Genomic DNA, 26,657 nt, shown 5'->3' with positions numbered 1-26,657 from the left:
ATGGAAAGATCGTTGTACATTACTAAGTACAAAAATTTAGGTGTTAATGAACCGCAGCGCTTTGTTCTCAACAACTTTACAAGTAAGGACGACATTGGTAATCTTGTTATCATAGTAGGGCCTAACAACTCGGGTAAGTCGAACATCCTAGATGCATTGGATCGTTTCGGGAATAGAAATTGGACTCGAAACGATATAACCAAGCTTTCGCTCGACAAGAAGGACGCTACCCCTCAAATTTCATTATGCTGCAAGGCAAATAAGTCGGGCGGTGAATATACTTGCCGCTATACGCACGGAGTAGACGAGCCGTTTGTTGCTTTTCCTAAAAATAACGGGAATGGTAATATGCGGTCGGATACGTTTGTTCCAAATACACTGGCAGCATTGAAAGGACTTGTAAGAGCCGTGGATAATGTTGCAGCGCAGTATGGATATGGTAAAGGACAGTTTTCCGACATAACGAATTTTGTAAATGATACGGAACAAAGCATTGCAGCTGGCAACCCCGTAGATACCTCAAAGTTCAGCGAACAAGTGTCGGTTTTTGTAAATAATATCCTTATCAACGGAAGAAGAAATCAGATATTTCGTGAGGGTTGGAATAGATTTGTTACATCTGGGAAACATACAAGCTTTATACGTATGTTCGGTAGCGGGGATAACGCTTCTGAACTCGACAAACTTGGAATTGCTTATGATGATAAATACGGCATGGAATTCATGCCGCATATTATACGCTATAAAGATGAGCCTATAAAAAATAGTGATCTAAATGTGGATTGCAGTAATATCGCGGCGAGCAGTTTTTTCAAAAGAGTGTTTGAATTGATCGACTATCCGATCGATACGGTGCGACGTGCGTATGAAGAATTTGCGCATGATGGTAATCGCGGAGTGCTTACCAAGCAACAGCGAATTATATGCAAAAAACTTAGCAAGGTAGCCGACGACTTTAATAAGCTTTATTGCAATAAGACGGAAAAATACGGTTTCGAGATAAATCTCGATTCCAATAGATTGTTTTTCAGTATATTCAACGGCGAAAACGACTGCTCACTCGATATTCAGTCGACGGGTTTTAGATGGTTTTTCGATTTGTACTTTAATCTTTTGGGCACAAAAACGTTGATGCGTGGCGACATTATTTTGATGGACGAGCCCGCGACAAATTTGCACGTAAAAGGACAAAAGGAGCTTCGAAAGTTTCTAAAAGAATTTGCCGTAAATAACGGTGTGACTATCGTACTTGCTACGCACTCACCGTTTTTGGTAGATATAGATTGTTTGGACGAGCTACGCGTGGTCGAAGAAAAGGACGGTGAGGCATACATATACAACGATTTTTCGGCAATCAATCTCGATGATCCCGACAGCCTCTTGCCCGTAAAAGAGGCGTTAACCGTGGATAGCTGTCATTTGTATGATCCCTACAAAAAGGTAGTGTTTGTCGAAGGCATAACCGATTACAATTATTTGATAGCGTTTAAGAAAAAGCTCGGTATTGAAGACGATATTATTTTTATTCCTATCAAGGGCGTGGGAGACATGAAAAATGCCGACGCGAAAAAGAAGCAACGTGATATAAGCAAGCGTTTGATCGAATTACGTAAACACAATCCGATTTTGCTTGCGGATGGCGATGCGGCTGGGATCTCTATGAAAGAGGTAAACAGCAAGGATTCGGCTTTGACAGTAATGTTATTGTCCGATATAGATGTGACGTTTAAATCTATTGAATCGCTGTTTGATAAAGAAGATTTGAAAAAGCTCGGACTTGCTGATGAGAGGGGTAGGTTTGTAAAGCATGCGTCAACTTCGTCGCGAATTAAGACTTTTGCGGATAAGCTTGAATTTTCCGAAACGACACTTGCAAATTTCAAAAAGCTCTTTGATAAATTAGCAGATATGTAATTTATTTGTACTATAATAAAACCACGCTCGTGGCAATCTCGCATGTGAGTTTGCACTGACCACCATATTTTCGATCTAGCACGTTAATAGTTTTGACGGTGATCGTCGTTTTTGTACTCTCTGCGACGGGAGGCTATGGAGTAAGACAGCCTAATAAATCAATCAAAATTAAAGACCTTGTGAAAACAAGGCCTTTAATTTTATTTAGACCTAATACTGACTTTTGTTTGCTTCCACGTTGATTTTGACATTTTGATTAATATCAACTTCTTGATATGCCAAGCAATTATATCAATTTAGCTATATAATTATATATGAGCATCGTGGAGAATACTAAAAAATAAAATTTAAGGATATTAACCCATGAAAAATGTGCAAACAAAACGTTCGGCTTCGATAGAAATCGCAAACGCTTTTATGAACGGTATTAGAGAAAATTGCAGTGATTTATTTTTGGATAATGAATTTAAAAAGCGATTTTGCTCTTTAATGGGTTTTATTGACGAGAAGCGTGTTCCTGAATTGGAAACCGATATAGTAGGCGTTTACGTTGTTTATGAACAAGAACCGCCGCGAGGTTAATGGATGTGGAGTATTGTGAACCGGGATTGCCCGCGGAATCGCGGGCGGGCTTCGGCGTTCCCCTGAGTTGTAAACGACTCCACGAAAAAAACACCCGTAAGGGTGTTTCTTCGTGGAGCTGTTACCGGGATTCGAACCCGGGACCTCCACCTTACCAAGGTGGTGCTCTACCGACTGAGCCATAACAGCATATCAAAATGTTGGGGTTTTGTATCGCTTGCAGCGAACCTACCTAAGATGGTGGTCCGACTGAGCCATAACAGCATGAGTTGATTGATTTGCCTTGCTATTATACTATATTGAAATCGAGTTGTCAATCTTTTTTAGTGCATTTCTGTTAAAAGCGTTTTAAATGAATTGACCTACTTTCTTTTTCGAAAGAAAGTAGGCAAAGAAAACTTGCGTTTTTCCTTTAAAAGCGTTGACAATATTTTTCATAATTATATATAATATGTTTGCAAGTTAATATTTGCGGCAGTTCGTAACCATCCTGCCCGAGTGATTGTACGTTTAAATAAATTAGGTATATACCCCGTGGCAAGCCACGGACGTCGCGCTTTGCGCGCCTTACGCCCTAAGGGCGTGGGATTAACCTAATTTGTCAGCGTCGCATTTTTGCCATTGCAAGCAAGCAAAAATGCTCCTCGAATCAAAACTACGGGAGGCGGAGCTTAGGCTCGGTGCGTTTTGTAACGGTTACTTTACAAAACGCGTTTTTGTTTTTATGGAAAGATATTCTGTCATTCGCGATAAACGACCGCGCGAGCTTGTGCTTCTTCGCGGCAGCGGGTGCGTTTACAAGCGTTGTGCGTTTTGCGATTATCATATAGATTGTTCGCCCGACGAGGCGGCTAACTTCGCGCTCAACTCGTCCGTGCTTGCGCGCGTAACAGGCGAGTACGGCGAGCTGGAAGTCATTAACAGCGGGTCGGTGTTCGAGCTCGATAGCCGCACGCTCGCGCTTATTAAGGCGGTATGCGCCGAGCGTAATATCTCGGTCGTTCATTTCGAAACGCATTATTTATACCGTAATAAACTCGACGAGCTTCGGCGCGAGTTCGACGGTTTTACTTTGCTATTCAAGCTCGGGCTAGAAACGTTCGATTACGATCTGCGCGAGAACGTTCTATTAAAGGGCATACCCGACCGCGATCCCGCGATCATAGCGCAGGGCTTTGACGAAGCGAACTTCTTGTTCGGCTTGACGGGGCAGACCGTCGAAACCATGCGGAGCGATATAGAACTCGGTTTAAAATATTTCAAGCGCATTTGCGTAAATGTAATGTGCGAGAACTCGACTTCGGTCAAGCCCGACGGTCAAGTAGTATCGGCGTTTGTGCGCGAGCTCTATCCTATATATAAGGACGATCCGCGCGTGGATATTTTAATTTCCAATCTCGATTTCGGGGTGGGGGAAATTAATAATTAGGAATTAGTAGAGGGAATAAAATAGCCCTCATCCACCGCTACGCGGTCCCCCTTCCCCAATTGGGGAAGGCTTAAATAAGGAAAAGTTTATGAACGAATTAATGCTTATAGTATCGCTGATATTGATATACGGCGCGGTGCTCGTATCGTACTCGCTGTTCGGGCGGTCGGGGCTTTACGTGGTTTCGGCGCTCGCGACGGTGCTAGCTAATATAGAAGTGCTTATCATGATAAAGGCATTCGGCATGGATCAAACGCTCGGTAACGTGCTGTTCGCGTCAACCTTTCTCGCTACCGATATTCTGTCGGAGTGCGAGGGCAAGCGCGCGGCGAACAAGGCGGTGTATCTCGGGCTTTTCGCTACGCTGTTCTTTTTGGGGCTAAGCTCTATGTGGCTTGCGTTCGTGCCGAGCGAAAGTGATCTCGCAATGCCCGCCATTCGCGAGATATTCACGCAAACGCCGCGCATGGTTGCAGCGTCGCTGCTCGTTTACGTGGTGAGCCAGTTCTTTGACGTTTGGCTTTACCATAAGTGGTGGGCGTTTACGGAAAAGAAGTTCGGCGATTCCAAAAAGCTCTTGTGGCTTAGAAACAACGGCTCGACGCTCGTCAGTCAGCTTATTAACAGCGCGCTGTTTACGTTCTGCGCGTTCGTCGGAACGTACGATTTTATAACGCTTCTGTCCATATTCGGATCGAGCTACGTAATATACGTTTTTACATCTTTGCTCGACACGCCCGTGCTTTATCTCGCGCGAAAGATAAAGTCGGCTAAGCTTTCCCGCGGCGAATTGCTTTTGTCGTAGTTGCGTTTAGGTCGTTCAATTACGGCTTTACGGCGGCAAAAGGGTATAAATTGCAAAATTACTTGACTTTTATGCCGGGTATGGCTTATAATTATATTATCGAAAGTGTTGACTTCTCACACGAAACTTCGAGGTGATTATGAACAAAGTCGTTACAAACAAGAAAAGCATAAAAGCAATCATGCTCGTGCTTTTGCTCGTCGTGTGCACCGCTCTTACGGGTTGCGGCCTGTTTCAGAAAGAAACCGAGAAGTTTGCGGTTTTGTTCTTTACCGACGGCGCGGGCACTATCGCGTCGCAATCGATCGAAGCAGGCGGTAAGGTAACGCGCCCCGACGATCCCGTAAATCCCGGCTACACTTTCGGCGGTTGGTATACCGACCCTGCCCATACCGTGGAATGGAATTTCGATACCGATACCATCAATGAATCGCGCGTGCTATTTGCTAAGTGGATATCGCCGAGCGGCGAGACCAATTCCGATACCTCGACTACCACGTGCGTCGTTTCGTTCTACGAGAACGGTGGCTCTACGGTTGCGCCGCAACGCGTGAACATGGGCGACAAAGTGACCCGTCCTAACGATCCCGTAAAGACGGGCTATACGTTCGACGGCTGGTATACGGACGATAGCTACACCGTGGCATGGAATTTCGATACCGATACGGTAACCAAAAAATCGATAACCATTTACGCCAAGTGGAAAGAAAACGTGCCGAAGTTTGCGGTTATGTTCTTTACCGACGGCGGCGGCACGATCGCGTCGCAATCGGTCGAAGCGGGCGGCAAGGTCAAGCGCCCCGCCGATCCTGTAAAGACAGGTTATACGTTCGGCGGGTGGTACACCGACTCGACTCACACCGTCGCGTGGAACTTCGATACTGATACCGTTAACGATTCGATTAGTTTGTTCGCGAAGTGGACTTCGTCCAGCGGTCAAACCAACACCGAAAACTCGACCACCACGTGCGTCGTTTTGTTCTATGAGAACGGTGGCTCTACGGTTTCGCCGCAACGCGTGAATATGGGCGGCAAGGTGACTCGCCCCGCCGATCCCGTCAAGACTAATTATACATTCGACGGTTGGTACGCGGATGAAAGCTATACCAAGGCGTGGAATTTCGATACCGATACTGTAAATAAAACGTCGATAACCATTTACGCCAAGTGGAAACAAAACTCGTCGGGCGGCAGCAACGAAGAAGAGGAAAATCAAGGCAATACCGGTACAGGCGAGGACGTTACCGTTACATTCAACGTCGGGCTCGACGCGCGCAAAAAGGGTTTGAGCAATCCCGCAGCCGTGACCGTAAAGAGCGGCAACAAGATAACCGCGCCCGCAGTAACGCTCGCGGGCTATACGCTCAGCGGCTGGTACGTTGAGAACGGCAGCACCAAATGGAATTTCGCAAACAATGTTACGCAAACCATGACTTTGTTTGCCAAGTGGACGGGCGGCGGCGCTCAGGTAGAGTATACGCCCACTATGACCACTAACAACACGCTCTACATACACTATCTGCGCAGTGAGTACACCAACTGGTCGCTGTGGGTTTGGTCGACGGGCAACGGCAAAAAGGTGAGCTATTCGCAGATCGACAATTCGGGCGCGATCTACGCTATCGACCTTTCGCAGTACGGCAGCGCTACCAAGATCAACTTCAAGCCCGCGATCATCAACAGCAACGGCGACTGGGAAAGCTCGGACGGCGGCGACGTGACAGTCACGCTTTCGCAAACGAAGAAAGTCGGCGGAAGCTATCACTGGTTCGTGCAAGAGGGCAACACTGCTGCAGGCACAAACTATCTTGCGGCGCAGACGACCGCCGACGGCGTCACGACCGAAGAAAAGCGCGAGAGCAAAACTAACGTCAACCGCTCGTACGCGGCGAACCTGCCCAAGGCGGCGACCGTCACGGGTTGCGACGATATGGGCGTAGGGTATCAGATTTTCGTTGCGAGCTTCTGCGACAGCAACGGCGACGGCGTGGGCGATCTCAAAGGAATAACGAGCAAGCTCGATTATTTCAAAGACCTCAACGTGGACGTTCTGTGGCTTACGCCAATTCAAAGCAGCGACTCGTATCACGGTTATGACTGCTACGACTATTATGCGATCGATCCCAAGTTCGGCACCAACGCCGACTATCGTGAGCTTGTTTACAAGGCGCACCAAAAAGGCATCAAGGTCATAATGGACTTGGTCGTAAACCACACTTCCACCAGCAACGAGTGGTTTATCAAGTCCAAGAACTGCGTTGTCGAGACGGTAACTTATCAGGACGGCACGACGGCTCAGGTCAACTATCGCGACTTTTACAGATGGAAGAAATCGAGTAGCGTGTCTTACCGCTACTGTGCGGCGGGTGACGGTTACAGCTATTATTCGTCGTTCGGCAGTTCGATGCCCGAGCTTAATTACGATTATCAGCCCGTTCGCGACGCGATGCTCGACGTAGCTAAGTACTGGATGAACTTCGGTTTGGACGGATTCCGCATGGACGCTATCAAGCATATGTTCATGTGGGAGGAGAGCACCAACGCATCGAGCGACGTGAAGGGCGGCGTAGGCGATACCGGCTACGAGTACAACCTTACCAAGGACGTCGAGGTCTTTAAGGAACTGAACTACAAGCTCAAACAAAAGTTCCCCAACGCGTTCCTGCTCGGCGAACAATTAAGCGGCAACGTTGACGATGTTTCGCCGTTCTACGCGGGCATGGACTCGCTGTTCGACTTCAATACCTATTATGATTTGCCCGGGCGCATACAGAACGGCAGCGCATTAGCGGCGGCGAACGCGTTTAACTCGAACGCCACTAAGTACGCGAACAACCGTGGCGGCAGGGCTATCAATTCCATGATAACCTCCAACCACGATATAGACAGGCTTTCGGAAAAGCTCAGCAGCAACGTAAATCAAGAAAAGCTGTACTTTGCGGTCATCATGACGCTTCCGGGTCTCAGCTGGATATACTACGGCGACGAGATCGGACTTATCGGAAATAAATCGGACGGGAAGGGCGACGACGGCTTGCGACAGTCAATGAAGTGGACGAGTAGCTGGGCGAACAAGTGCACTGCCATTTACGATTATAAGATAAACAACAGTACCAAGAGCGTTGCAGAGCAAGAGAGCGACAACAACTCGCTTTTGAACTACGTAAAGAAGCTGACCAAGCTCAGGAACGACTATCCCGCGCTTATCAGCGGTAACGCTACGTGCTCTACGCAGGACGGAATGCTTAAAATAACCGTAACGGGCGGCGGACAAACGCTTACCGTTTACCATAACTTCTCGAACTCGACCAAGACCGTAAGCGGCACTCCGGTGTTCGGTACTTCCGCAGTAACGCCTTACGGCACGAGTGTAGTGATATAATTAAAAATTAATAATTAAAAGACCGTATCGGGGGTAATGCCCTTATACGGTTTTTTAGCATATAATCGCAAACAAATAAATTGACTTAAATTGTGCGTGTATGTTATAATTTTAACAGTCGGTCATACGGAGTAATAATAATGTTGAAATTTTGTCCCGAGTGCGGAAGTAAAATAAGCGGCGGTAAGTTTTGCGGCAACTGCGGCGTGGATCTGAGTAAATACGAAACGGACTCGGTCGCGACCGATAATACCGACGCGCCTGAGGCTGACGGCGCAGTCGACGAGCTGCAAGCTTCCGTTGACGAAAAGCAGACGCGCGACGACAAGCTACGCGTCATGATAATTCGTGGTGCGTACGACGAGGCGGAAAAAATTTGTAACGAACGTATCGAAGTCGATCCTATGGATAAGACGGCTTATATCGGTTTGATACGTATTGTTTCTCATAATTACAAGGAATACGAGGGCGTGGAGATAGCGGAGCATATCCGCATTGCCGAGGAGATTTTCGGCGGCGAGGACGAACTGCTTAAAAATATCGAATACGCCAAATATTATGTCGCGCGTAAAGCGCATTTGGATGAACTGCGCAGGCGCATGGACGAGGAGAGGCGGTTGTCCGAGCTGTTCGAGTTTTCGGTAAACGCCGACGGCTCGTACACGATAAATAAGCTTAAAGATAATACGGCGATAAGCGTTGTTATACCTAACTCAGTCACGAGAATAGGCAAAAACGCGTTTTTAGCCTGCGGCAGCTTGACGAGCATCGAAATCCCCGACAGTGTGACGAGCATAGGCGAGCAGGCGTTTTCCAGCTGCATCAGCTTGGCGAAAATCGAGATACCGAACTCGGTCACGAGCATAGGCGAATACGCTTTTTTCAGTTGCAACAGTTTGGCGAGTATAGTAATACCCGACGGCGTAGTGCGTATCGAAAGTTATTTGTTTGCGCATTGCAGCAGCTTGGCGAGCGTAAAGATCCCGAGCGGCGTAACGTTTATCGGCGAGCGTGCGTTCTCCGGTTGCAGCAGGCTGACGGGCATAGAGATACCTAACACCGTGGTCAATATCGACGAACGGGTGTTCTCGGGTTGCAGCGGTTTGGGGAGTATAAAAATACCCGACAGTGTGACTATTATCGGTGAGCGCGCTTTTTACGGTTGCAGCGATTTGGAGAGCGTCGAGATCGGAAACAGCGTAAAGAGTATCGGCGAGAGCGCGTTCTTCGGTTGCAGCAGCTTGACGAGTATCGATATACCCGACTCGGTGACGAGCATGGGGGATAGTATGTTTTCGGGTTGTAGCAGTTTAAAGAAGGCGACGGTTTCGGGCGACCTTCGGTACAACGATTTCCCCGATAACTGCGAAGTTATGATAAGACAGGAAGAAAATTGATAATTAAAAACGGTTGTGCCGTGCGGCTTAGCCGTTTTTTAATGTTCGATAATGTGGCGTAGAGCAACAAATAACGGCACGCTATTACTCGGGTGTAACAATTAATAAATAACTTCTGCAAATACCCGAACTTAGTTTTCTTTGCATACTTCTTTTATAAAAGAAGTATGAGAGTTTTTGGAAAAGGCTTGATATTTATCTTTAAATGGTGTATAATTGACGGGGTGAGAAATTCACGCAATAAAAAACGCACAGGGAGATGCACGTTTTTATGGATACGAAGTTGATCGACGCTTATCATCACGGTGATTGTTTTGACGCCTATAAATACTTAGGCTGTCACTTCGACGCAAAGACCGGTACGGCGGTATTCCGCGTATGGTCGACGCGCGCGACCTCGATCGCGGTCATCGGCGATTTCAACAATTGGGATATCAACGCCAACCGCATGACCAAGATAACCGAAGCCGGTATTTGGGAAGTTACCGTCAAGGGCGTTAAGCTTTACGATAACTACAAGTTCTACATCGAGAACGGTTTCTCCTATCCTATATATAAGTGCGATCCGTTCGCGTTCCACCGCGAGACCTTCGAGGGCACTAACGCGAAGGTCGTCGACATAGAGCACTTCAACTGGACGGACGCCGACTACATTAAGAACAAGCCCGATCCGTACAGCGCGCCCATGAGCGTATACGAAGCGCATATCGCGTCGTGGCGCAGGTACGCCGACGGCAACACGTTCGACTATCGCAAGTTCGCCGACGAAATGAGCGAATACCTCAAAGAGCTCGGCTACACGCACTTGGAGCTTATGGGCGTTGCGGAATATCCGTTCGATGGCTCGTGGGGCTATCAGGTAACGGGCTACTACGCGCCGACCTCGCGCTACGGCACGCCCGAGGACTTCATGTACCTCGTAAACAAAATGCACTCCTGCGGTATCGCGGTCATACTCGACTGGGTACCCGGTCACTTCCCCAAGAACGGCGACGGACTGTACGAGTTCGACGGCGGTCCGCTTTACGAGCACAGCGATCCGCTGCGTATGGAGCACAAGGAATGGGGCACGCGTTGCTTTGACTACGGTCGCAACGAGGTAAGGAACTTCCTTATCTCTAACGCGTTTTACTGGCTCGATATGTACCACATCGACGGACTTCGCGTCGACGCAGTAGCAAGTATGCTGTACCTCGACTACGGCAGGTACGAGTGGCGTCCCAATATCTACGGCGGCAACGAGAACCTCGAAGCGGTCGACTTCCTCCGCAGACTCAACACCGCAGTGTTCGCCAAGTACCCCAAGGCGCTCATGATCGCCGAGGAGAGCACGGCGTGGGGCGGCGTTTCGCGCCCCGTCGACATGGGCGGTCTCGGCTTCAACTTCAAGTGGAACATGGGCTGGATGAACGACACTCTGTCGTACATTAAAGTCGATCCCGTATTCCGCAAGTACCACCACAACACGATCACATTCTCTATGATATATGCGTTCACCGAGAACTTCGTTCTGCCCATCTCGCACGACGAGGTCGTGTACGGCAAAGGCTCGCTCATCAACAAGATGCCGGGCGATTACGACGTCAAGTTCGCGAGCGTGAGAAACTTCCTCACGTATATGTTCTCGCACCCCGGCAAGAAATTATTGTTCATGGGCGCGGAGCTCGGTCAATTCAACGAATGGAACTTCAATAAAGAGCTCGACTGGAATCTTCTCGAATACCCGGCGCACGCCGACCTTAAAAAGTTCGTTTCCACGCTCAACGGCATTTACAAGAACTATCCCGCCATGCACCAGATCGACTACGACTGGAAGGGCTTCGAGTGGCTGGTTTCCGACGACTACCTGCAAAACATTCTCGTGTACGAGCGCCGCGACAACGACGATAACCGCATGGTCGCGATCATCAACTTCTCGCCCGTACCGCACGAAGGCTACCGCTTCGGCGCGCACGAGGGCGAGTACACCGAGCTTCTCCGCACCGAGATCTTCAAGTGGGGTCAGTCGGGCGCTAAGTACAAGACCGATAAGATCGCAAGCCACGGCAAGGACGACTCGCTGTGCATAGACGTTCCGCCCATGGGCGCGATACTGTTATACAGCCCCGCGGCTAAAAAGGTCGAGGCGAAAAAGCCCGAAGCGAAAAAGGCAGAGGTAAAAGCCGCCGCGCCCGAGGAAAAGGCGGCGGGGGAAGTCACTGCGGCTAAGAAAGCCCCGGCTAAAAAAGCGACTGCTGCCGCCGCGCCCAAAAAGCCCGCAGAGAAAAAGCCTGCGGCGGCGGACAAGCCCGTAGCAAAGAAAGCTCCCGCAAAAAAGGCGGCAGGGGAAACAACTGCGGCTAAAAAGCCTGCGGCTAAGAAAACGACAAAATAATACAAAAACCGTAATTAATTAGCAACCCCGCATATTACAATCAGCCCGACAACGTATGCAATTTCACCGACGATATGATACAATAATAATAAATACAGTACGTCATATCATGTGCGAGGGTTAAGGAGAATTCATAATGGCAAAAGCAAAAATGACCAACGTTTTATTCGTTACGACGGAGGCGATACCGTTCGCTTCCACGGGCAGTATGGGCGACGTATGCTCGGCGCTCCCCCGCGCGCTCATCAAGACCAAAAAGACTGACGCGCGCGTAATGCTTCCGCTTTACAAGGAAGTTGCCGAACACTACAAGGACCAAATGACCTTCGTGTGCAATATCACCGTTCAGCTCGGCTGGCGTAACCAATACTGCGGACTGTTCCGCATGGAATACGATGGCGTGGTTTTCTACTTCGTAGACAACGAGTACTACTTCAAGCGCAGCAAAATCTACGGCTATTACGACGACGCCGAACGGTTCGCGTTCCTTTCGCGCGCCGCGCTCGAACTCATTCCGCACCTCGATTTCAAGCCCGAGGTCCTGCAATCGAACGACCATCTTACGGCGCTCGTGCCCGTTTACTATGCGCTCGATTACAAGGATAAGCCCGAATACAAGAATATCAAAAACGTTTTCACCATTCACAACATAAACTATCAGGGGCTGTATCCCGCAGTAATTGCGGGCGACGTGTTCGGCATACCCGAAGACAAGCTGTCCGTGGTCGAGTTCAACGGCGCGATTAACCTCGTTAAGGGCGCGATCGTCACGTGCGATAAGATCACCACGCTGTCGCCGCAGTACGCGCGCGAGATCAGGCTTCCGGAGTTTTCGGGCGGGCTCGACGGCATACTCATCGAGAACCGCGCAAAAATAGTCGGCATACTCAACGGCATCGACATAGACGAGTTCAACCCCGAAAAATCGCCGTCGCTGTTCGTTAATTACAACGCGAACACGCTCGATAAAAAGAAGAAGAACAAGATCGAGCTTCAACGTATGCTCTCGCTTCCCGAGGACGAGGACGTGCCGCTTGTGTGCATGATAGCGCACATGGCGCCGTACAAGGGCTATGACCTTTTACGCAAGTCCATCAACAAGGACAACGGCGGCAACATTCTCGACACCAATATCCAGCTAGTAGTCGTGGGGCAGGGCGATTCGGATATCGAAGGGTATCTCACTCACATCCAGAACATGTACAGCAGCCGCGTGCGCGCGCTCATCACCACCAACCGCGACCTTTATAAGAAAGTGCTCGCGGCGGCGGACATTTGCTTGCTCCCGTCGCGCACCGAGCCGTGCGGACTTATGCAAATGTACGCTTGCGCGTTCGGCGCAGTGCCGGTCGCTCGCGCAACGGGCGGGCTTATCGATACGGTCGTAGACTGCGGCAAGGGCGACGCCGGTAACGGCTTCCTGTTCGAGGAATACGATTCCGACGTTATGGACAAGACGATCACCCGCGCCGTGTCCATGTACTACTACCACCGCGACGAGTGGGACGCACTCGTCAAGCGCGCCATGCACTGCGACTTCTCGTGGAATAAAGCCGCGCTGGAATTCAACGTACTTTATCGAGTAATTTGCGGCTAAGCCGCGAATACATCGCCGTATGCGGCGGCAGTGGCGAATCTTCTCGGGTCATGTACCCGAAGTGCACTCCACGTCGAAAATTTGCCCTTTCCTTGCCTACGACGCGTCTTCGCAGTTTGGTCAATGCCACAATAACAAGTCAGTAATTTTTAATTCTAAATTTCGACTACGGAGGACCTATGAATAAGACAACCAATGAAGTGCAGGAACTTGTACTTGATAAGCTCGCCCGATACTTTGCTATCACTCCCGATAAAGCGACCGATGATCAAATATACAAGGCGGTTTCACTGGTAGTTCGCGACCTTCTGCTCCAAAAGAAGCAGGAGAATAACGCGCGTATAGCCAACGGCAAGTATAAACGCGTGTATTACCTTTGCATGGAATTCCTTATCGGCAGATCGCTCAAAAACAATCTGTTCAACCTCGGGCTCACCGATCAGTTCAAGGAATGCCTTAAAAATATGAAGTTCTCGCTCGACGACATTTTCGAGCGCGAGAGCGACGCGGGACTTGGTAACGGCGGTCTCGGCAGGCTTGCGTCCTGCTTTATGGACAGTCTTGCTACCCTCAACTATCCCGCAATGGGCTTTACAATTAAATACCAGTACGGCTTGTTCCGTCAGCGCATTGTCGACAACCAGCAGGTCGAGCTGCCCGATATGTGGCTGCCGAGCGGCGAGGTGTGGATGATGCCGCGCTCGGATAAGCGGTTTACCGTCAACTTCGGCGGACGCGTCGAGGAGCGCGAGGAGAACGGCAGAATGCACGTGCGCTACGTCGATTGCGACAGCGTGGACGCGCTCGCGTACGACGTTATGATCTCGGGCTACGGCGACAATGCCGGCGTAAGCGTTCTCAGGCTTTGGTCGTCCGCTTCGACTACGCAGTTCGATATGCACTCGTTCTCGCGCGGCGAGTACGAAAAAGCGATGCAGCGCGACAAGGAAGCCGAGCTCATTTCCAAAGTCCTGTATCCCGGCGACGACCATAGCCAGGGCAAGCAGCTTCGGCTGCAACAGGAATACTTCCTTGTTTCGGCGTCGTTGCAGAGCATTATCAAAGACCACCTGCGCCTTTACAAGAGCCTTAAAAACCTGCCCGACAAGGCGGTCATTCACGCTAACGACACCCACCCCGCGCTCGCTATTCCCGAGCTTATGCGCTTGCTCATGGACGAGCACGGCTTCTCGTGGGACGAAGCGTGGGATATCACTATCCGCACGGTCAACTACACCAACCACACCGTCATGGCGGAAGCGCTCGAAAAGTGGGACGAGAATATGTTCCGCACCGTGCTCCCGCGTATCTATGCTATCACTTGCGAGATCAACCGCAGGTTCGTCACCGCGCTCGAACAGGATCACGCCGACGGGCGCAAGATCGACGCGATGCGTATACTCCATAACAATCAGGTCAAAATGGCTAACCTTTGCGTTATCGGCTCGCAAAAGGTCAACGGCGTTTCGGCGCTGCATAGCGATATAATCAAGGACACGATATTCAGCGAGTTCAGCGAGATCTATCCCGACAAGTTCACCAACGTGACTAACGGTATCACGCACCGTCGCTGGCTCATCCAGTCCAACCCGCGGCTCGCCGCGCTCATTACCGAGCTTATCGGTGCGGACTTCTACACCAAGCCCGAACAGCTCGCTAACCTTATGAAGTTCGCAAACGACAAGACCGTGCTCGACAAGATCGGCAAGATCAAGCAGGCGAACAAAAAGGATTACGCCGAGTATATCAAAAAGACGACGGGCTTCGTGCTCAATCCCGAATCGCGCTTCGATACGCAGATCAAGCGTTTGCACGAGTATAAGCGTCAGCTTTTGAATGTGCTCAAAATAGTGCATTACTACCTCGAACTTTTGGACGATCCCAATAAGCAGGTCGCGCCGCAGACCTTTATATTCGGCGCGAAAGCCGCGGGCAGCTATATGCACGCCAAGCGCATTATTCAGCTTATCAACTGCTTGTCGAAAGAGATTCAAAAGAACCCCGCTATCAAGAGCAAGCTTGACGTTATGTTCGTAGAGAACTACAACGTTACGCAGGCGGAGCACCTCATTCCCGCGTCAGAGGTCAGCGAACAGATTTCGCTCGCCGGTAAGGAAGCGTCGGGCACGTCCAACATGAAGTTCATGATAAACGGTGCGGTCACGCTCGGCACGCTCGACGGCGCGAACGTCGAGATCGGCGAGTACGTCGGCGACGATAACATCTTCATCTTCGGGCTTAAAACCGAGGAAGTCGAGCGCGCGTGGCGTGCGGGCTATAACTCGTCTAATATTTACGCGCATAACGACCAGATTAAGCGCGTTGTCGATAGGCTCCGCGTGGGCTTCGACGGCGAGAGCTTCTCCGATATTGCCGACTATCTCATTCTCGGCAGCTATCAGGTCGCCGACCCGTATATGTGCTTGCTCGATTTCGACGATTACCTCAGCGCCGCCGACAAGATGGGCAAGGCTTACGCCGATACCGCTAAGTGGAACAAGATGGCGTTCGTCAATATCGCCAAGGCGGGTATCTTCTCGTCCGATAGGTCGATCAACGATTATGCTAAGAATATCTGGGCGCTTAAAAAAGTTAAGAAATAATTTTCGTTACTTCTTTGAAAAGAAGTAACCAAGAAACTTTTAAGTTAATATATTATAAGGTTGAATAAGCTTTATATCATTTATCGGCTCTCGCAAAAACCTTGCGAGAGTTGGCATTAAGGAGCATTTATGAATAAAACTGTATCGTTCTTTCCCAATTGCGAAAAGTACAAAACGCCTACGGGCGCGGTCACGGTGGGCGAACCCGTAAGCCTTACGCTTAAATTCACGCGCCCGCAAAACCCGTCCGAGGTTTTCCTCGTTCTCACAAAGCACGGCGAAGACCCTGTGCGCTACGCGATGAACTGCGTTAAGGACGAGGACGGCGAGTATACCTATTCGATAACCGTCAAGGTCACGAGCTCGGGCGTGTACTTCTATCACTTCGATATCCAGACCGACGAGCAGACCTACCGCGTCGGCGGCGGCGACGATCTTCACGCGCTTCTCGGCAAGGGCAGCGATTGGCAGCTTACCGTTACGGCGGACGAGTACGCGCCCACGTTTGTCGACGGCGGCGTCATGTACGAGATCATGCCCGATAGGTTCTTTATCGGCGGCGAGCGCAACAAGACCAAGAGCTATGCGTCTTACCGCGAGGACTGGGGCGGCGTGCCCGAGTTCCGTGCGGACGGCGAGGGCAGGATAGCCAACGTTGATTTCTTCGGCGGCAATCTCAAAGGCATAACCAAGAAGCTTACATACCTCAAAAACCTCGGCGTGACTTGCGTTTGCCTTACGCCTATATTCGAGGCGCATTCCAATCATAAGTACGACGTCGGCAACTATATGCGCGTGGACAGCGATTTCGGCACTATCGACGATCTTAAAGACCTTATCAAGAAAGCGAATAAGCGCGGTATCAAGATCATTCTCGACGGCGTGTTCTCGCACACGGGCGACGACAGTATTTACTTCAATAAGCACGGCGGTTATGATAGCGTCGGCGCGTACCAGTCGGTCAAGTCGCCGTACTATCCGTGGTACAAGTTCAGGAACTGGAACAACGATTACGAGTGCAGATATAATATCGATATCATGCCGACGACCGATCCGCAGAACGCTATGTTCGACGAGTTCGTCAACGGGCAGGAAGGCGTTATTCGCTACTGGACGCGTATGGGCTTGGGCGGTTGGAGACTGGACGTCTGCGACCAGCTCGGCGACGAGTTTATCGCGCACTGCGCAAAAGCGGTCAAGAAGGAAAACGCCGACGCGCTCGTTTACGGCGAGTTGTTCGTCGACGCGTCCAATCCTATTATCGACGGCGTAAGACGGAGCTTTATCGCCGACGGCAAGCTCGACAGCGTAACCAACTATCCGTTCAAGGAAGACATACTTAACTTCGTGCGTTGCGGCGACAGTGCGCGGCTCAATAATACCGTCGCGTTTGTGATAAACAACTATCCCAAGCACGCGCTCGACAGCCTGATGAACGTGCTCGGCAACCACGACACGGCAAGGCTCATGACGGTGCTCGGCGATAACGGACATATCGAGTGCAAAGAGGATAAGGCGACGGCTAAGGTCAAGAACAGGGAAGAAGCGAGTAAGCTCGTCAAGCTCGCGTCGGCGTTGCAGTATACGCTTCCGGGCGTGCCTTGCGTGTATTACGGCGACGAGGTCGGCATGGAAGGCTTCGAGGACCCGTTCAATAGAAAGTGCTATCCTTGGGGCGAAGCCGATAAGGAATTGCTCAAATGGTATAAAAAGCTTGGCGCGGTAAGAACTAACGAGCGCGAGATCTTTGCGCACGGCAGGTACTGCGCTATCGACGCCGATCACGGCGTAATGTTCTTCAAGCGCAAGCTTGGGAATGAAATAATATATGTTATCGTCAATAACTCGGGCAGCGAGTATACTCCCGAATTGCCTGAGACCGAGTACACCGACTTGATGACGTATAAGCCGTTCAAGGGCAAGGTCGACGATAAGAGCGTAGCTATTATTAAAGCCACCAAGCAAACGGTTATACCCGAAAAACCGCAAAAGAAAAAATAATCGTTAAATCGGTTGTCATATCAAAAAATTAATGATATAATACAAAAGCTCTCTTTCGGGAGCTTTTGTGCGCATAGCTTGGCGACGATACTGCCCAAACAGCAGAACAAAAACACAATAAAAATTCCTCTCTGTAAAAGGAGAGGAAATAAGCACCCGTAGCTCAGTTGTCAGTGTCGGGTGACGATACTGCCTAAACGGCAAAACAAAAACACAACAAAAAACCCTCTCTGTAAAAGGAGAGGGAATAAGCACTCGTAGCTCAGTTGTCAGTGTCGGGTGACGATACTGCCCAAACAGCAAAACAAAAACACAATAAAAAACCCTCTCTGTAAAAGGAGAGGGAATAAGCACCCGTAGCTCAGTTGTCAGTGTCGGGTGACGATACTGCCCAAACAGCAAAACAAAAACACAATAAAAATCCCTCTCTGTAAAAGGAGAGGGAATAAGCACCCGTAGCTCAGTTGGATAGAGTATCAGATTCCGATTCTGAGGGTCGCAAGTTCGAATCTTGTCGGGTGTACCACTCTAAGCCTAAATTGAACTGCAATCAAGTTTAGTTTAGGCTTTTTGCTTGCCTAATTTTATCGTGCGCAAGCGTGCCGCAACGGCGGTTTGTGCCAAGAAAGCCACTTGACGTGAGCAAGAAGTGTGTTAGACTGTTAACGTCAAAGGCAAACGCCAAGCGGTTCAGCGGCGTTGTCTTTGGGCGCTCGGCGTTTCGGTTTTGTCGTTCGGTCTTTTCGTTGCGGCGGGTGCTTGATTGCGCTGCGTAGCGGCGCACTTGTTATATATCAAGCACCCGCCATAGTGCCAAAATCCTTTTATTAGTGTATGTACTTGAAAAACAAGTTAGATTTTGCTATAATAAAAAATAATCGCTAATAACGTAGGAAAAATAATATGAAGGCTCGCAAAAAATTTTCAAAAGACCCAAAGATTACGCTTGTTTCAATTCAAGAGTTTTTAGATGATAATGATTATCTTATATATGCAAAAGGTCATTTATGGAAAGGAAAAAAGCGCCCATCAACGGATAGCCTATATTATAAATTCACTTCGGATAAACTCATTTCAATCTCGTATGGGTTTATGTTGACAAATTATGGGTGGGATTATTCTGAAAAATTAGAGCAAATACAAGTTGCATTAAGAGACGGTGTGACGGAATATGACCTATTTAATAAGCGGCTTAATGAATTGCAAGATTATAAAAAAGAGCATAAGCGTAGCAAAAAAGCAGATGAAGCTATTAAGAATTTAATGGAAGCAATAAAATTACTTCCCAAGTATAAGCTACCTAAAACCCCTGAACCTATAAGATTTGAAGAATGCTTAGTGGAAACTGGATACAAAGCAGTTGTTGACAATTCGGAAAACAAATATGTTGTATTTGACGTAGAAACAAATGGGGTGCGAAAAGCCAATGATGATTTGTTATCTTTATCTATTTTTGACCCTTGTACTGGTATTTGCTATAATAGATTATTTCCGCTTGAACTGCAACCGTTAGTTTTAACTGGTTGGATACACGGTATTACAGATAAACAGCTATCGAGTGTATCACATATGACCCAAAGCGAAGTAGATAATATTATTGATTTCTTTCACCTAAAAGATAGAATTTTATTATCATTTAGTGGCGGTAAAGGAACTTTTGATTTTACATTTCTAACTAATTATTGCAAAAGGCACAATCTTAATGGTTTTGAAGATTTACAATATGAAAATATCAAGTCTTTTTTGCCCCGTGCTGGATATGGCTATGAAGGTCAAATGACAAAGGATAATCTTTGTATGCTTTTTGGAATAGACGGAGTACAAGAAACGCACTCGTCGCAGAATGACTGTATTTTAGAATGGAAACTGTTTGAAAAAGTAAAAGACGGGAGACTGTTTTTTAGAAACAACCATTTGTATAGGTGGAACGAAAAATATATTATACCAGTATCTTATCTTAATTCTAATCCCGAATTGGAAACAATCGCAAAAATAAATGCTCCACCAACAGCGCTCTGTTCAGAAATATACAAATACTCTTTTCCCAAAAGTATATTGGGTTTAATTAAAAAATTTCCAACTAATATAACCGGCATTGCTCTTGAAAATGGAATAAACGCTGAATTAAATGTTAATAAGCAAGATAATTCTTTATTTTTATCACAAAACAATCAGCAGTTAGAATACGTATGGTCGTTAAAAAGTCCTTTTCGTGAAATGCCTGTCGTAGCGCAAGCCGATGGAACAATAAAGTCTTTGGATAGAGAAAATGATGAGTATATTGCGGAAGTGAACAGAGTTACTAAGTTGGTTATGGAAAATTTGAAAGGTGTTTTTGAGTACATTAAAAACGAAATTTTCAAAGACGAAGCAATTATGAGTCAAGAGCTATGTATTTCTGACGATAGAAAAGTTCTTGCATTGTGCGATTTGTCATCGCCGACAAAAGTATTAGAGATAAAAACGAAACCAATTTGGTTGAACGATAATAACAATGTTAGAACCCCTTTGGCTCGACAGTTGTTTTATGAAAGTAAAGGTAGAGATGTTTACTTGCTATCAGTTGACATTAAAGAACATATAAACAAAAAGGGTGATTATGTAACTGATTCGGTGGGTGTTGTTATCTATGGTGTTTCTTTCAGTATAACGACAGAATAAAGCAAAAAACGGAACAAAACCGCTCAATTTACGTTCAAGGTGGTGTACCATAAAAGTTGGTCGATATGTCACTATCGTATTGATCGACTTTTTTGTCATAAGAAAGCCGTTACCGTATGTAGCGGTTTGTTCTTATTATTTTTCAATGCTGTTTGAAATCATCCGCTCTACTTTAAGTTTGTGATTTTATTATTCAAATATTTCAGGAAGATTTGAGCAGCTTTGGAAAATACCTGATATTTTTTCCATACGACGTCAAGCTGTACTTCAAGAGACGGGTGGAGCGGACGGAACGTAAGGTTACTTTTGCCTGTCGTGTTTATGAGTTTATCGAGACATAGAACGCATCCGATTTTGCTTTCCGCTATATAGGACGCATTGTGCAAAAGATTGTAAGTTCCCATCACGTTGATATTTTCAGCGTTTTTGTACCATTCGGTCAGATAGCTTTTCGGGAGTGAGTGTCTTGAAACGACAATAGGTATGTCGCTTAAATCTTCGGGTATGATAAATTCTTTTTGAGCAAGCGGGTGGTCTTTGTGCATTAAAAGCCCCCAAGTGTCAACGTAAGGCAGTCTTAGGTTTTCATACTTTGTAAGATCTGCGGGTTGCATTAAAAGTCCGAAATCGAGAAGTCCTTTATCAAGTCGTTCGCACACGTCAACCATATCGCCACTGTAAAGGTTTACTTTGATATGCGGGTAAGTTTTCCGCATCTCGTTTATAACGTCAATTAAAATCGTCATACCGTAGCTTTCGCCGCCACCGATATAAATTTCACCGCTCACGTCATCGGAAAGGTTTAACCACTCGTGTTCGGCTTTTTCGTACAACTCTACAATTTCTTCGGCGCGTTTACGAAGAAGAAGCCCTGCTTCGGTTAAAAGCATTTTACGCCCCGCACGAATAAAAAGCGGTTGACCGATTTCGGTTTCCATATTCTGAATCTGCCGCGTCAGACTCGGTTGTGTTATAAAAAGATATTCCGCGGCTTTGCTGATATTTTCTTCGCGGGCAACCGCAAGAAAATATTTCAGTTCGCGAAGTTCCATTTGTTTTACCGCCGTTGATTTTCCATAATTATATCAAAAAGCGGGGTGTAAGTCAACTATGCGTCCACGCTATACTTAACTATAAAATATAGGTATTTGATATATTGTAGATTGTGGTATATAATATAAGAAAACAAAAATTTTGGGGACGCAATCATTTATGAATACCGAACAATTCAAGGCTGAAATGGAAAAGCAAACCCACATAGCGGCAAATTCCGAAATGCACTTGTATATGCACGAAATGGCGCAAAGAGCGAGAAAGATAACGGTCGAAATGAATAATACCTATCGGACACCAGAAGAATTACGAGAACTGTTTTCCGAGCTTATCGGGCAAAAGGTTGACGAGAGCTTCGGGCTTTTCCCGCCGTTCTACACCGACTACGGGCAAAATATAACGGTGGGCAAAAACGCGTTTATCAATTCGGGTTGCTGTTTTCAGGATCAAGGCGGAATAGAAATAGGGGATAATGCTCTTATAGGTCAACAAGTTGTGATAGCGACGTTAAATCACGATTTGATGCCGGAACACAGAGCAAATATGTCGCCTGCCCCTATAAAAATAGGTAACGACGTTTGGATAGGCGCACACGCAACAATCCTTTCGGGAGTAACTATCGGCGACGGTGCGGTTATAGCCGCAGGTGCGGTTGTAACCAAAGACGTACCTGCATTTGCGGTAGTCGGCGGTGTCCCCGCAAGAATAATAAAAAATATCAAGGAGTAAGTAACAATGAAAAGAAAAAGTCTGATTATTATTTTATCCGCTTTTGTTTTATGTCTTGTCTTTGCTCTTGCGGGCTGTTCGGATAATACGCCCGACGGCGGCGATTTACCCGAAGATACGACACCGTATTATACGGTAACCTTTGACAGCCGGGGCGGAAGCAACGTAGAAAGTCAGAAGGTGCGTCAAGGTAATCCAGTTGTTAGTCCGGCATCACCGAAAAGAGAAAACTATTCTTTTCTCGGATGGTACAAATCCGTCGGCGAAGATGCGGAGGAATGGAAATTTGCAACCGACAGGGTAGAGCGCGACATTACTCTTTATGCGAAGTGGCAATCTTCGGAAGTGCAAACGCCTACCGAACCGACCGACGGGATCTTAATCGTTTTCTTCTCGTATTCGGGCACTACGAGGCGAGTGGCGAACGAAATTATCTCGCAGAGCAACGGCGACGGGGTAGAAATCGTACCGTCAATTCCATACACGGCGGAAGATACAAACTACAATGATTCCAATTCGAGAAGTCAAGTAGAACGCAGAACGGACGCCCGTCCCGAAATTTCCGATAAGACGTATTCGCAAATCGATATGACGGATTACGGCACCGTAATTATAGGCTATCCGATTTGGAACGGATACGAGCCTATGATTATAAGGTCGTTTATAGAACGCTATAACGGGCTATCGGGAAAGACCGTTTACACGTTCAGTACAGCGGCATCAAGCAGTGGAAGCACGGCTCATAACAGCATTAAAAGCAGATGCCAAAACGCAGACGTAAAAGAAAATCTTCATTTTACAAGCGCAACACTTTCGAATATGCAGACATCTATCTCGGATTGGTTGACAATGAATGACCTTAAATCGGAAAACACCGTGCAGAGCAATACCGTATATCTCACGATTGGGAGTACGACTCTTACGGCAACACTTGCCGGAAATTCGGCTACGGAAGCATTGAAAGAACGCTTAAAAACAGCGCCGATTACAATCAATACGAGTGATTACGGCGGTTGGGAAAAAGTAGGCGGTTTCGGTTTTAGTTTGCCTACGAGCAACGAGCAGATAACGGCTCAACCTTGCGAGTTTGTTTTGTATCAAGGCAATCAATTCGTACTCTTTTACGGCTCGAACAGTTGGAGCTATACAAGACTCGGAAAAATAGACAATATAACGCAAGCGGAACTCAAAGAGATATTAGGAACGGGTAACGTAACAATCACGTTATCATTAGATGGTACGCAGGAATAATTAAACCTTCAACTTTTTCTTTTAAGAGTAAGGTGCGACGGGACTCTGAAAAAATTTTTGAGAAAATATAGAAAAAACAGTTGACAACTTCGGTTTAATTGTATATACTGTTATTGAACAGTTGAAAGAATGTTCAAGTAATGGAGGTTTGTATGGCGGAAGATACCAAGCAAGCGATACGAAATATGCTGCCCGACGACGACGTCATATACAGCCTTGCGGAGCTTTTTAAGATGTTCGGCGATCCTACGAGGACGAAGATACTTCAATGCTTGCAAATCAGAGATTTGTACGTAGGGGAGATAGCGGACATTTTGGACATGAGCATTTCGGCGGTATCTCATCAGTTACGGGTCTTGCGCTCGGCAAAGCTGGTCAAGGGAACCAAGGAAGGTAAAGAAGTAAAATACTCGTTGGACGACGAGCACGTCACCAAAATATTGGAGTACGGCTTGACCCACGTCAACGAAGAATAAGCCTTAATTGCAGGGCGTTGCCCTGTTTTTTAAGGGCTAACAGTTGAACAGTTACTCAATAGTGTAAATGTTCAAAAGAGCAAGTGATGCTACCGCGAGAGCGGGTACTATTAATAAATTTATCGGAGGTGCCTTATGAAAAAGGTATTTAAGTTGGAAGATTTGGATTGCGCGAACTGCGCGGCTAAAATGGAGAGAGCAATCGCCAAAATCGACGGCGTTGCTTCCGCGTCGGTGAGCTTTATGAGCCAAAGGCTGACGATCGAGGCGGATGACGCCAAGTTCGACAGCATTATGAAAGACGTAGTTAAGACTTGCAAAAAAGTTGAGCCCGATTGCAGGATCATACTTTGATCTGGTGGAGCGGTCGTTATGAAAAAGCTTTCAATGAGTCGAAAGGAAAAGAAAAACCTTATCCGTATACTCATTGCGCTCGGTTTGTTTGCCGTTGTTTTTATCGTCGATAAAATCATCGGGCTGGACGGAGTATTCGATAGCGGTTACGGTTGGTTGTTTCCGTTCGCGCTGTATTTGGTCGTATATTTCATTATCGGGTACGACGTGCTGTGGAAAGCCATTCGCAATATATTGCACGGTCAAGTATTCGACGAAAACTTCCTAATGTGCGTTGCTACGCTCGGCGCGTACGCGCTCGGCATATACAGAGGCGTAACGGGTCAGGAAATAGAAGGGTTCGACGAGGGCTGCGCCGTGCTTCTGTTCTATCAGGTAGGCGAGTGGTTCCAGTCGTACGCCACGGGCAGATCGCGCAAGTCGATTTCCGCGCTTATGGATATTCGCCCCGATTACGCGAACGTTAAGCGCGACGGCGACGTCCAACAGGTCGACCCGAGCGAGGTCAAGGTCGGGGATATAATCGTCGTCAACCCCGGCGAGAAAGTGCCTTTGGACGGTATTATCGTAAACGGCGCGACGACGCTCGACACCAAAGCGTTGACTGGCGAAAGCCTGCCGCGCGACGTTTCCGCGGGCGGAGAGGTTATAAGCGGCTGCGTGAACCTGACCTCGCAAATCGAAGTCGAAGTCACGAAAGAGTTTTACGACTCCACTGTATCAAAAATACTCGACCTTGTCGAGAACGCGTCGAGCCAAAAATCGAAAGCGGAAAACTTCATTACCAAGTTTGCCAAGTATTACACTCCGTCGGTCGTTATCGTGGCAATTCTTCTTGCGATAATCCCCGGCGCAATAACGACGGATTGGTCGACTTGGGTGTACCGCGCGTTAAGCTTTTTGGTCGTGTCATGTCCGTGCGCTTTGGTTATCTCGATACCGCTGTCGTTCTTTGCGGGTATCGGCGCTGCGTCGCGGTACGGCATTTTGGTCAAGGGTTCCAACTATCTCGAAAAGTTCAACAAAGCGAATACGTTTGTTTTCGACAAAACGGGCACGCTCACCAAAGGCAATTTTGCGGTAACGAAGATCACACCCGAAAGCGATAAGGACGAGATCCTGCGGCTCGCCGCAATCGCGGAGCAGGACTCCAATCATCCGATCGCTCGCTCCATAGTTGCCGCCTACGGCAAGGACGCGGAAAGGGGTTATACTCTCACGAACGTAGCGGGTTCGGGCATTGTGGCGACCTGCGGCGACGATAAAATCTATTGCGGCAACGAAAAGCTGATGGCGCAAAATGACATTCGATTCGTAAAAGAGGACCGGCTCGGTACTGTCGTTTACGTCGCGCGGAACGGAAAGTTCATAGGCTCGCTGTTGATTTCTGACGAGATCAAGGAAGAATCCAAACAGGTTATCGGCGAGCTGAACGCAATGGGTTGTAAAACCGTCATGCTTACCGGCGACAACGAGGCGATTGCCAAAAGCGTTGCAACCGAAATCGGGCTTACGGGCTACAAGGCGTCGCTCTTGCCGCAGAACAAGGTCGAAGAAGTCGACGGTATGTTAAAGACGAAAGGGCAGAAGGACGTGCTGTGCTTCGTCGGCGACGGTATTAACGACGCGCCCGTACTTACGCGGTCCGATATAGGCATAGCGATGGGCGGCGTGGGAAGCGACGCGGCTATCGAAGCGTCTGACATTGTTTTAATGAAGGACGACCTGCGCGGGATCTCGCTTGCCAAGCGCATTGCGAAAAAGACCATGTCGATCGTATTGGAGAATATCTGGTTTTCGCTTATCGTCAAGCTCGCCATTCTCGTGCTGTCCGCGTTCGGCATTGCCAATATGTGGATCGCGGTGTTCGGCGACGTCGGCGTGGCGGTGCTTGCGATTCTCAATGCCATGCGCGTCAACTCCAAATACGTAAAAACGCCGAAAAGTCAAGCCTCGTCGATTGCGTCGGCAAATTAAACAGCCCACCGAAAGCGGAAACTTTATTGTTTCCGCTTTTGCTATGTGGCTTTTTGGGCGCGAAAACACATA

At 47.9% G+C, this 26,657-nt stretch carries 17 protein-coding genes and 2 tRNA genes; 17 read left to right on the top strand and 2 right to left on the bottom strand.

Going from position 1 to position 26,657, the window contains the following annotated elements; all coding sequences use genetic code 11:
• Both HDT28_00700 and HDT28_00695 read left to right on the top strand, forming a co-directional pair.
• On the top strand, positions 1–1,914 hold the full coding sequence (locus tag HDT28_00700) for an AAA family ATPase (protein ID MBD5131105.1): 1,914 nt from the start codon (positions 1–3) through the stop codon (positions 1,912–1,914).
• Positions 1,915–2,277: 363 nt separating this feature from the next.
• Positions 2,278–2,496, top strand: a complete 219-nt coding sequence (locus HDT28_00695; protein MBD5131104.1) for a hypothetical protein — start codon at positions 2,278–2,280, stop codon at positions 2,494–2,496.
• 113 nt (positions 2,497–2,609) lie between these two features.
• Here HDT28_00695 and HDT28_00690 read toward each other — a convergent pair.
• Positions 2,610–2,685, bottom strand: a tRNA-Thr gene (locus tag HDT28_00690).
• A 535-nt stretch (positions 2,686–3,220) separates the two neighbouring features.
• On the opposite strand from HDT28_00690, the gene HDT28_00685 reads away from it, so the two are divergent.
• From HDT28_00685 to HDT28_00640, 10 genes are all read left to right on the top strand, one after another.
• On the top strand, positions 3,221–3,925 hold the full coding sequence (locus HDT28_00685; GenBank protein ID MBD5131103.1) for a radical SAM protein: 705 nt from the start codon (positions 3,221–3,223) through the stop codon (positions 3,923–3,925).
• 88 nt (positions 3,926–4,013) lie between these two features.
• Complete coding sequence (locus HDT28_00680) at positions 4,014–4,730, top strand: queuosine precursor transporter (protein ID MBD5131102.1); 717 nt, start codon at positions 4,014–4,016, stop codon at positions 4,728–4,730.
• A 139-nt stretch (positions 4,731–4,869) separates the two neighbouring features.
• Entirely contained in the window at positions 4,870–8,112 is a 3,243-nt protein-coding gene (locus tag HDT28_00675) for a hypothetical protein (protein ID MBD5131101.1), read from the top strand.
• 140 nt (positions 8,113–8,252) lie between these two features.
• On the top strand, positions 8,253–9,509 hold the full coding sequence (locus tag HDT28_00670; GenBank protein MBD5131100.1) for a leucine-rich repeat protein: 1,257 nt from the start codon (positions 8,253–8,255) through the stop codon (positions 9,507–9,509).
• 271 nt (positions 9,510–9,780) lie between these two features.
• Positions 9,781–11,883, top strand: coding sequence for a 1,4-alpha-glucan branching protein GlgB (gene glgB, locus HDT28_00665; GenBank protein ID MBD5131099.1), 2,103 nt, complete (start codon positions 9,781–9,783; stop codon positions 11,881–11,883).
• A 136-nt stretch (positions 11,884–12,019) separates the two neighbouring features.
• Positions 12,020–13,480 (top strand): glycogen synthase, encoded by a 1,461-nt coding sequence (locus tag HDT28_00660; protein ID MBD5131098.1) that lies wholly within the window; start codon positions 12,020–12,022, stop codon positions 13,478–13,480.
• Between the two features lie 179 nt (positions 13,481–13,659).
• Complete coding sequence (locus HDT28_00655) at positions 13,660–16,083, top strand: glycogen/starch/alpha-glucan phosphorylase (protein MBD5131097.1); 2,424 nt, start codon at positions 13,660–13,662, stop codon at positions 16,081–16,083.
• Positions 16,084–16,212: 129 nt separating this feature from the next.
• Positions 16,213–18,084, top strand: coding sequence for a glycoside hydrolase family 13 protein (locus tag HDT28_00650; GenBank protein MBD5131096.1), 1,872 nt, complete (start codon positions 16,213–16,215; stop codon positions 18,082–18,084).
• Positions 18,085–18,533: 449 nt separating this feature from the next.
• Positions 18,534–18,610: transfer RNA gene (locus tag HDT28_00645), tRNA-Arg, on the top strand.
• Positions 18,611–18,987: 377 nt separating this feature from the next.
• Positions 18,988–20,745, top strand: coding sequence for a hypothetical protein (locus tag HDT28_00640; protein MBD5131095.1), 1,758 nt, complete (start codon positions 18,988–18,990; stop codon positions 20,743–20,745).
• Between the two features lie 167 nt (positions 20,746–20,912).
• On the opposite strand, the gene HDT28_00635 is transcribed toward HDT28_00640, so the two are convergent.
• On the bottom strand, positions 20,913–21,797 hold the full coding sequence (locus tag HDT28_00635) for a LysR family transcriptional regulator (GenBank protein ID MBD5131094.1): 885 nt from the start codon (positions 21,795–21,797) through the stop codon (positions 20,913–20,915).
• A gap of 160 nt (positions 21,798–21,957) precedes the next feature.
• Between HDT28_00635 and HDT28_00630 the strand changes: the two genes are divergently transcribed.
• From HDT28_00630 to cadA, 5 genes are all read left to right on the top strand, one after another.
• Entirely contained in the window at positions 21,958–22,527 is a 570-nt protein-coding gene (locus HDT28_00630) for a sugar O-acetyltransferase (GenBank protein MBD5131093.1), read from the top strand.
• A 6-nt stretch (positions 22,528–22,533) separates the two neighbouring features.
• Positions 22,534–23,778 carry a hypothetical protein gene (locus tag HDT28_00625; protein MBD5131092.1) on the top strand — a complete coding sequence of 415 codons (1,245 nt, stop codon included), beginning with the start codon at positions 22,534–22,536 and terminating at the stop codon, positions 23,776–23,778.
• Positions 23,779–23,930: 152 nt separating this feature from the next.
• The gene (locus tag HDT28_00620; GenBank protein MBD5131091.1) at positions 23,931–24,254 is read left to right on the top strand and encodes a winged helix-turn-helix transcriptional regulator; all 324 of its coding nucleotides are present in this window, start codon (positions 23,931–23,933) and stop codon (positions 24,252–24,254) included.
• Between the two features lie 135 nt (positions 24,255–24,389).
• A complete protein-coding gene (locus tag HDT28_00615; GenBank protein ID MBD5131090.1) occupies positions 24,390–24,608 on the top strand; it encodes a heavy-metal-associated domain-containing protein in 219 nt (72 codons plus the stop codon).
• 33 nt (positions 24,609–24,641) lie between these two features.
• A complete protein-coding gene (gene cadA, locus HDT28_00610) occupies positions 24,642–26,585 on the top strand; it encodes a cadmium-translocating P-type ATPase (GenBank protein ID MBD5131089.1) in 1,944 nt (647 codons plus the stop codon).
• The last annotated feature ends 72 nt before the right edge of the window (positions 26,586–26,657 follow it).

Source organism: Clostridiales bacterium, assembly GCA_014799665.1.
Classification (GTDB): domain Bacteria; phylum Bacillota; class Clostridia; order Christensenellales; family Pumilibacteraceae; genus Anaerocaecibacter.
The sequence above is the reverse complement of the archived record's forward strand: the minus strand, read 5'-3'. Positions and strand labels throughout refer to the sequence as shown.

Bases quoted from the DNA above. Each gene is read 5' to 3' on its own strand.
- glgB (MBD5131099.1), top strand. From the start codon at position 9,781: ATGGATACGAAGTTGATCGACGCTTATCATCACGGTGATTGTTTTGAC.
- HDT28_00680 (MBD5131102.1), top strand. From the start codon at position 4,014: ATGAACGAATTAATGCTTATAGTATCGCTGATATTGATATACGGCGCG.
- HDT28_00630 (MBD5131093.1), top strand. From the start codon at position 21,958: ATGAATACCGAACAATTCAAGGCTGAAATGGAAAAGCAAACCCACATA.
- HDT28_00635 (MBD5131094.1), bottom strand. From the start codon at position 21,797: ATGGAACTTCGCGAACTGAAATATTTTCTTGCGGTTGCCCGCGAAGAA.
- HDT28_00615 (MBD5131090.1), top strand. From the start codon at position 24,390: ATGAAAAAGGTATTTAAGTTGGAAGATTTGGATTGCGCGAACTGCGCG.
- HDT28_00640 (MBD5131095.1), top strand. From the start codon at position 18,988: ATGAAGGCTCGCAAAAAATTTTCAAAAGACCCAAAGATTACGCTTGTT.
- cadA (MBD5131089.1), top strand. From the start codon at position 24,642: ATGAGTCGAAAGGAAAAGAAAAACCTTATCCGTATACTCATTGCGCTC.
- HDT28_00650 (MBD5131096.1), top strand. From the start codon at position 16,213: ATGAATAAAACTGTATCGTTCTTTCCCAATTGCGAAAAGTACAAAACG.
- HDT28_00675 (MBD5131101.1), top strand. From the start codon at position 4,870: ATGAACAAAGTCGTTACAAACAAGAAAAGCATAAAAGCAATCATGCTC.
- HDT28_00685 (MBD5131103.1), top strand. From the start codon at position 3,221: ATGGAAAGATATTCTGTCATTCGCGATAAACGACCGCGCGAGCTTGTG.
- HDT28_00670 (MBD5131100.1), top strand. From the start codon at position 8,253: ATGTTGAAATTTTGTCCCGAGTGCGGAAGTAAAATAAGCGGCGGTAAG.
- HDT28_00655 (MBD5131097.1), top strand. From the start codon at position 13,660: ATGAATAAGACAACCAATGAAGTGCAGGAACTTGTACTTGATAAGCTC.
- HDT28_00660 (MBD5131098.1), top strand. From the start codon at position 12,020: ATGGCAAAAGCAAAAATGACCAACGTTTTATTCGTTACGACGGAGGCG.
- HDT28_00625 (MBD5131092.1), top strand. From the start codon at position 22,534: ATGAAAAGAAAAAGTCTGATTATTATTTTATCCGCTTTTGTTTTATGT.
- HDT28_00695 (MBD5131104.1), top strand. From the start codon at position 2,278: ATGAAAAATGTGCAAACAAAACGTTCGGCTTCGATAGAAATCGCAAAC.
- HDT28_00620 (MBD5131091.1), top strand. From the start codon at position 23,931: ATGGCGGAAGATACCAAGCAAGCGATACGAAATATGCTGCCCGACGAC.
- HDT28_00700 (MBD5131105.1), top strand. From the start codon at position 1: ATGGAAAGATCGTTGTACATTACTAAGTACAAAAATTTAGGTGTTAAT.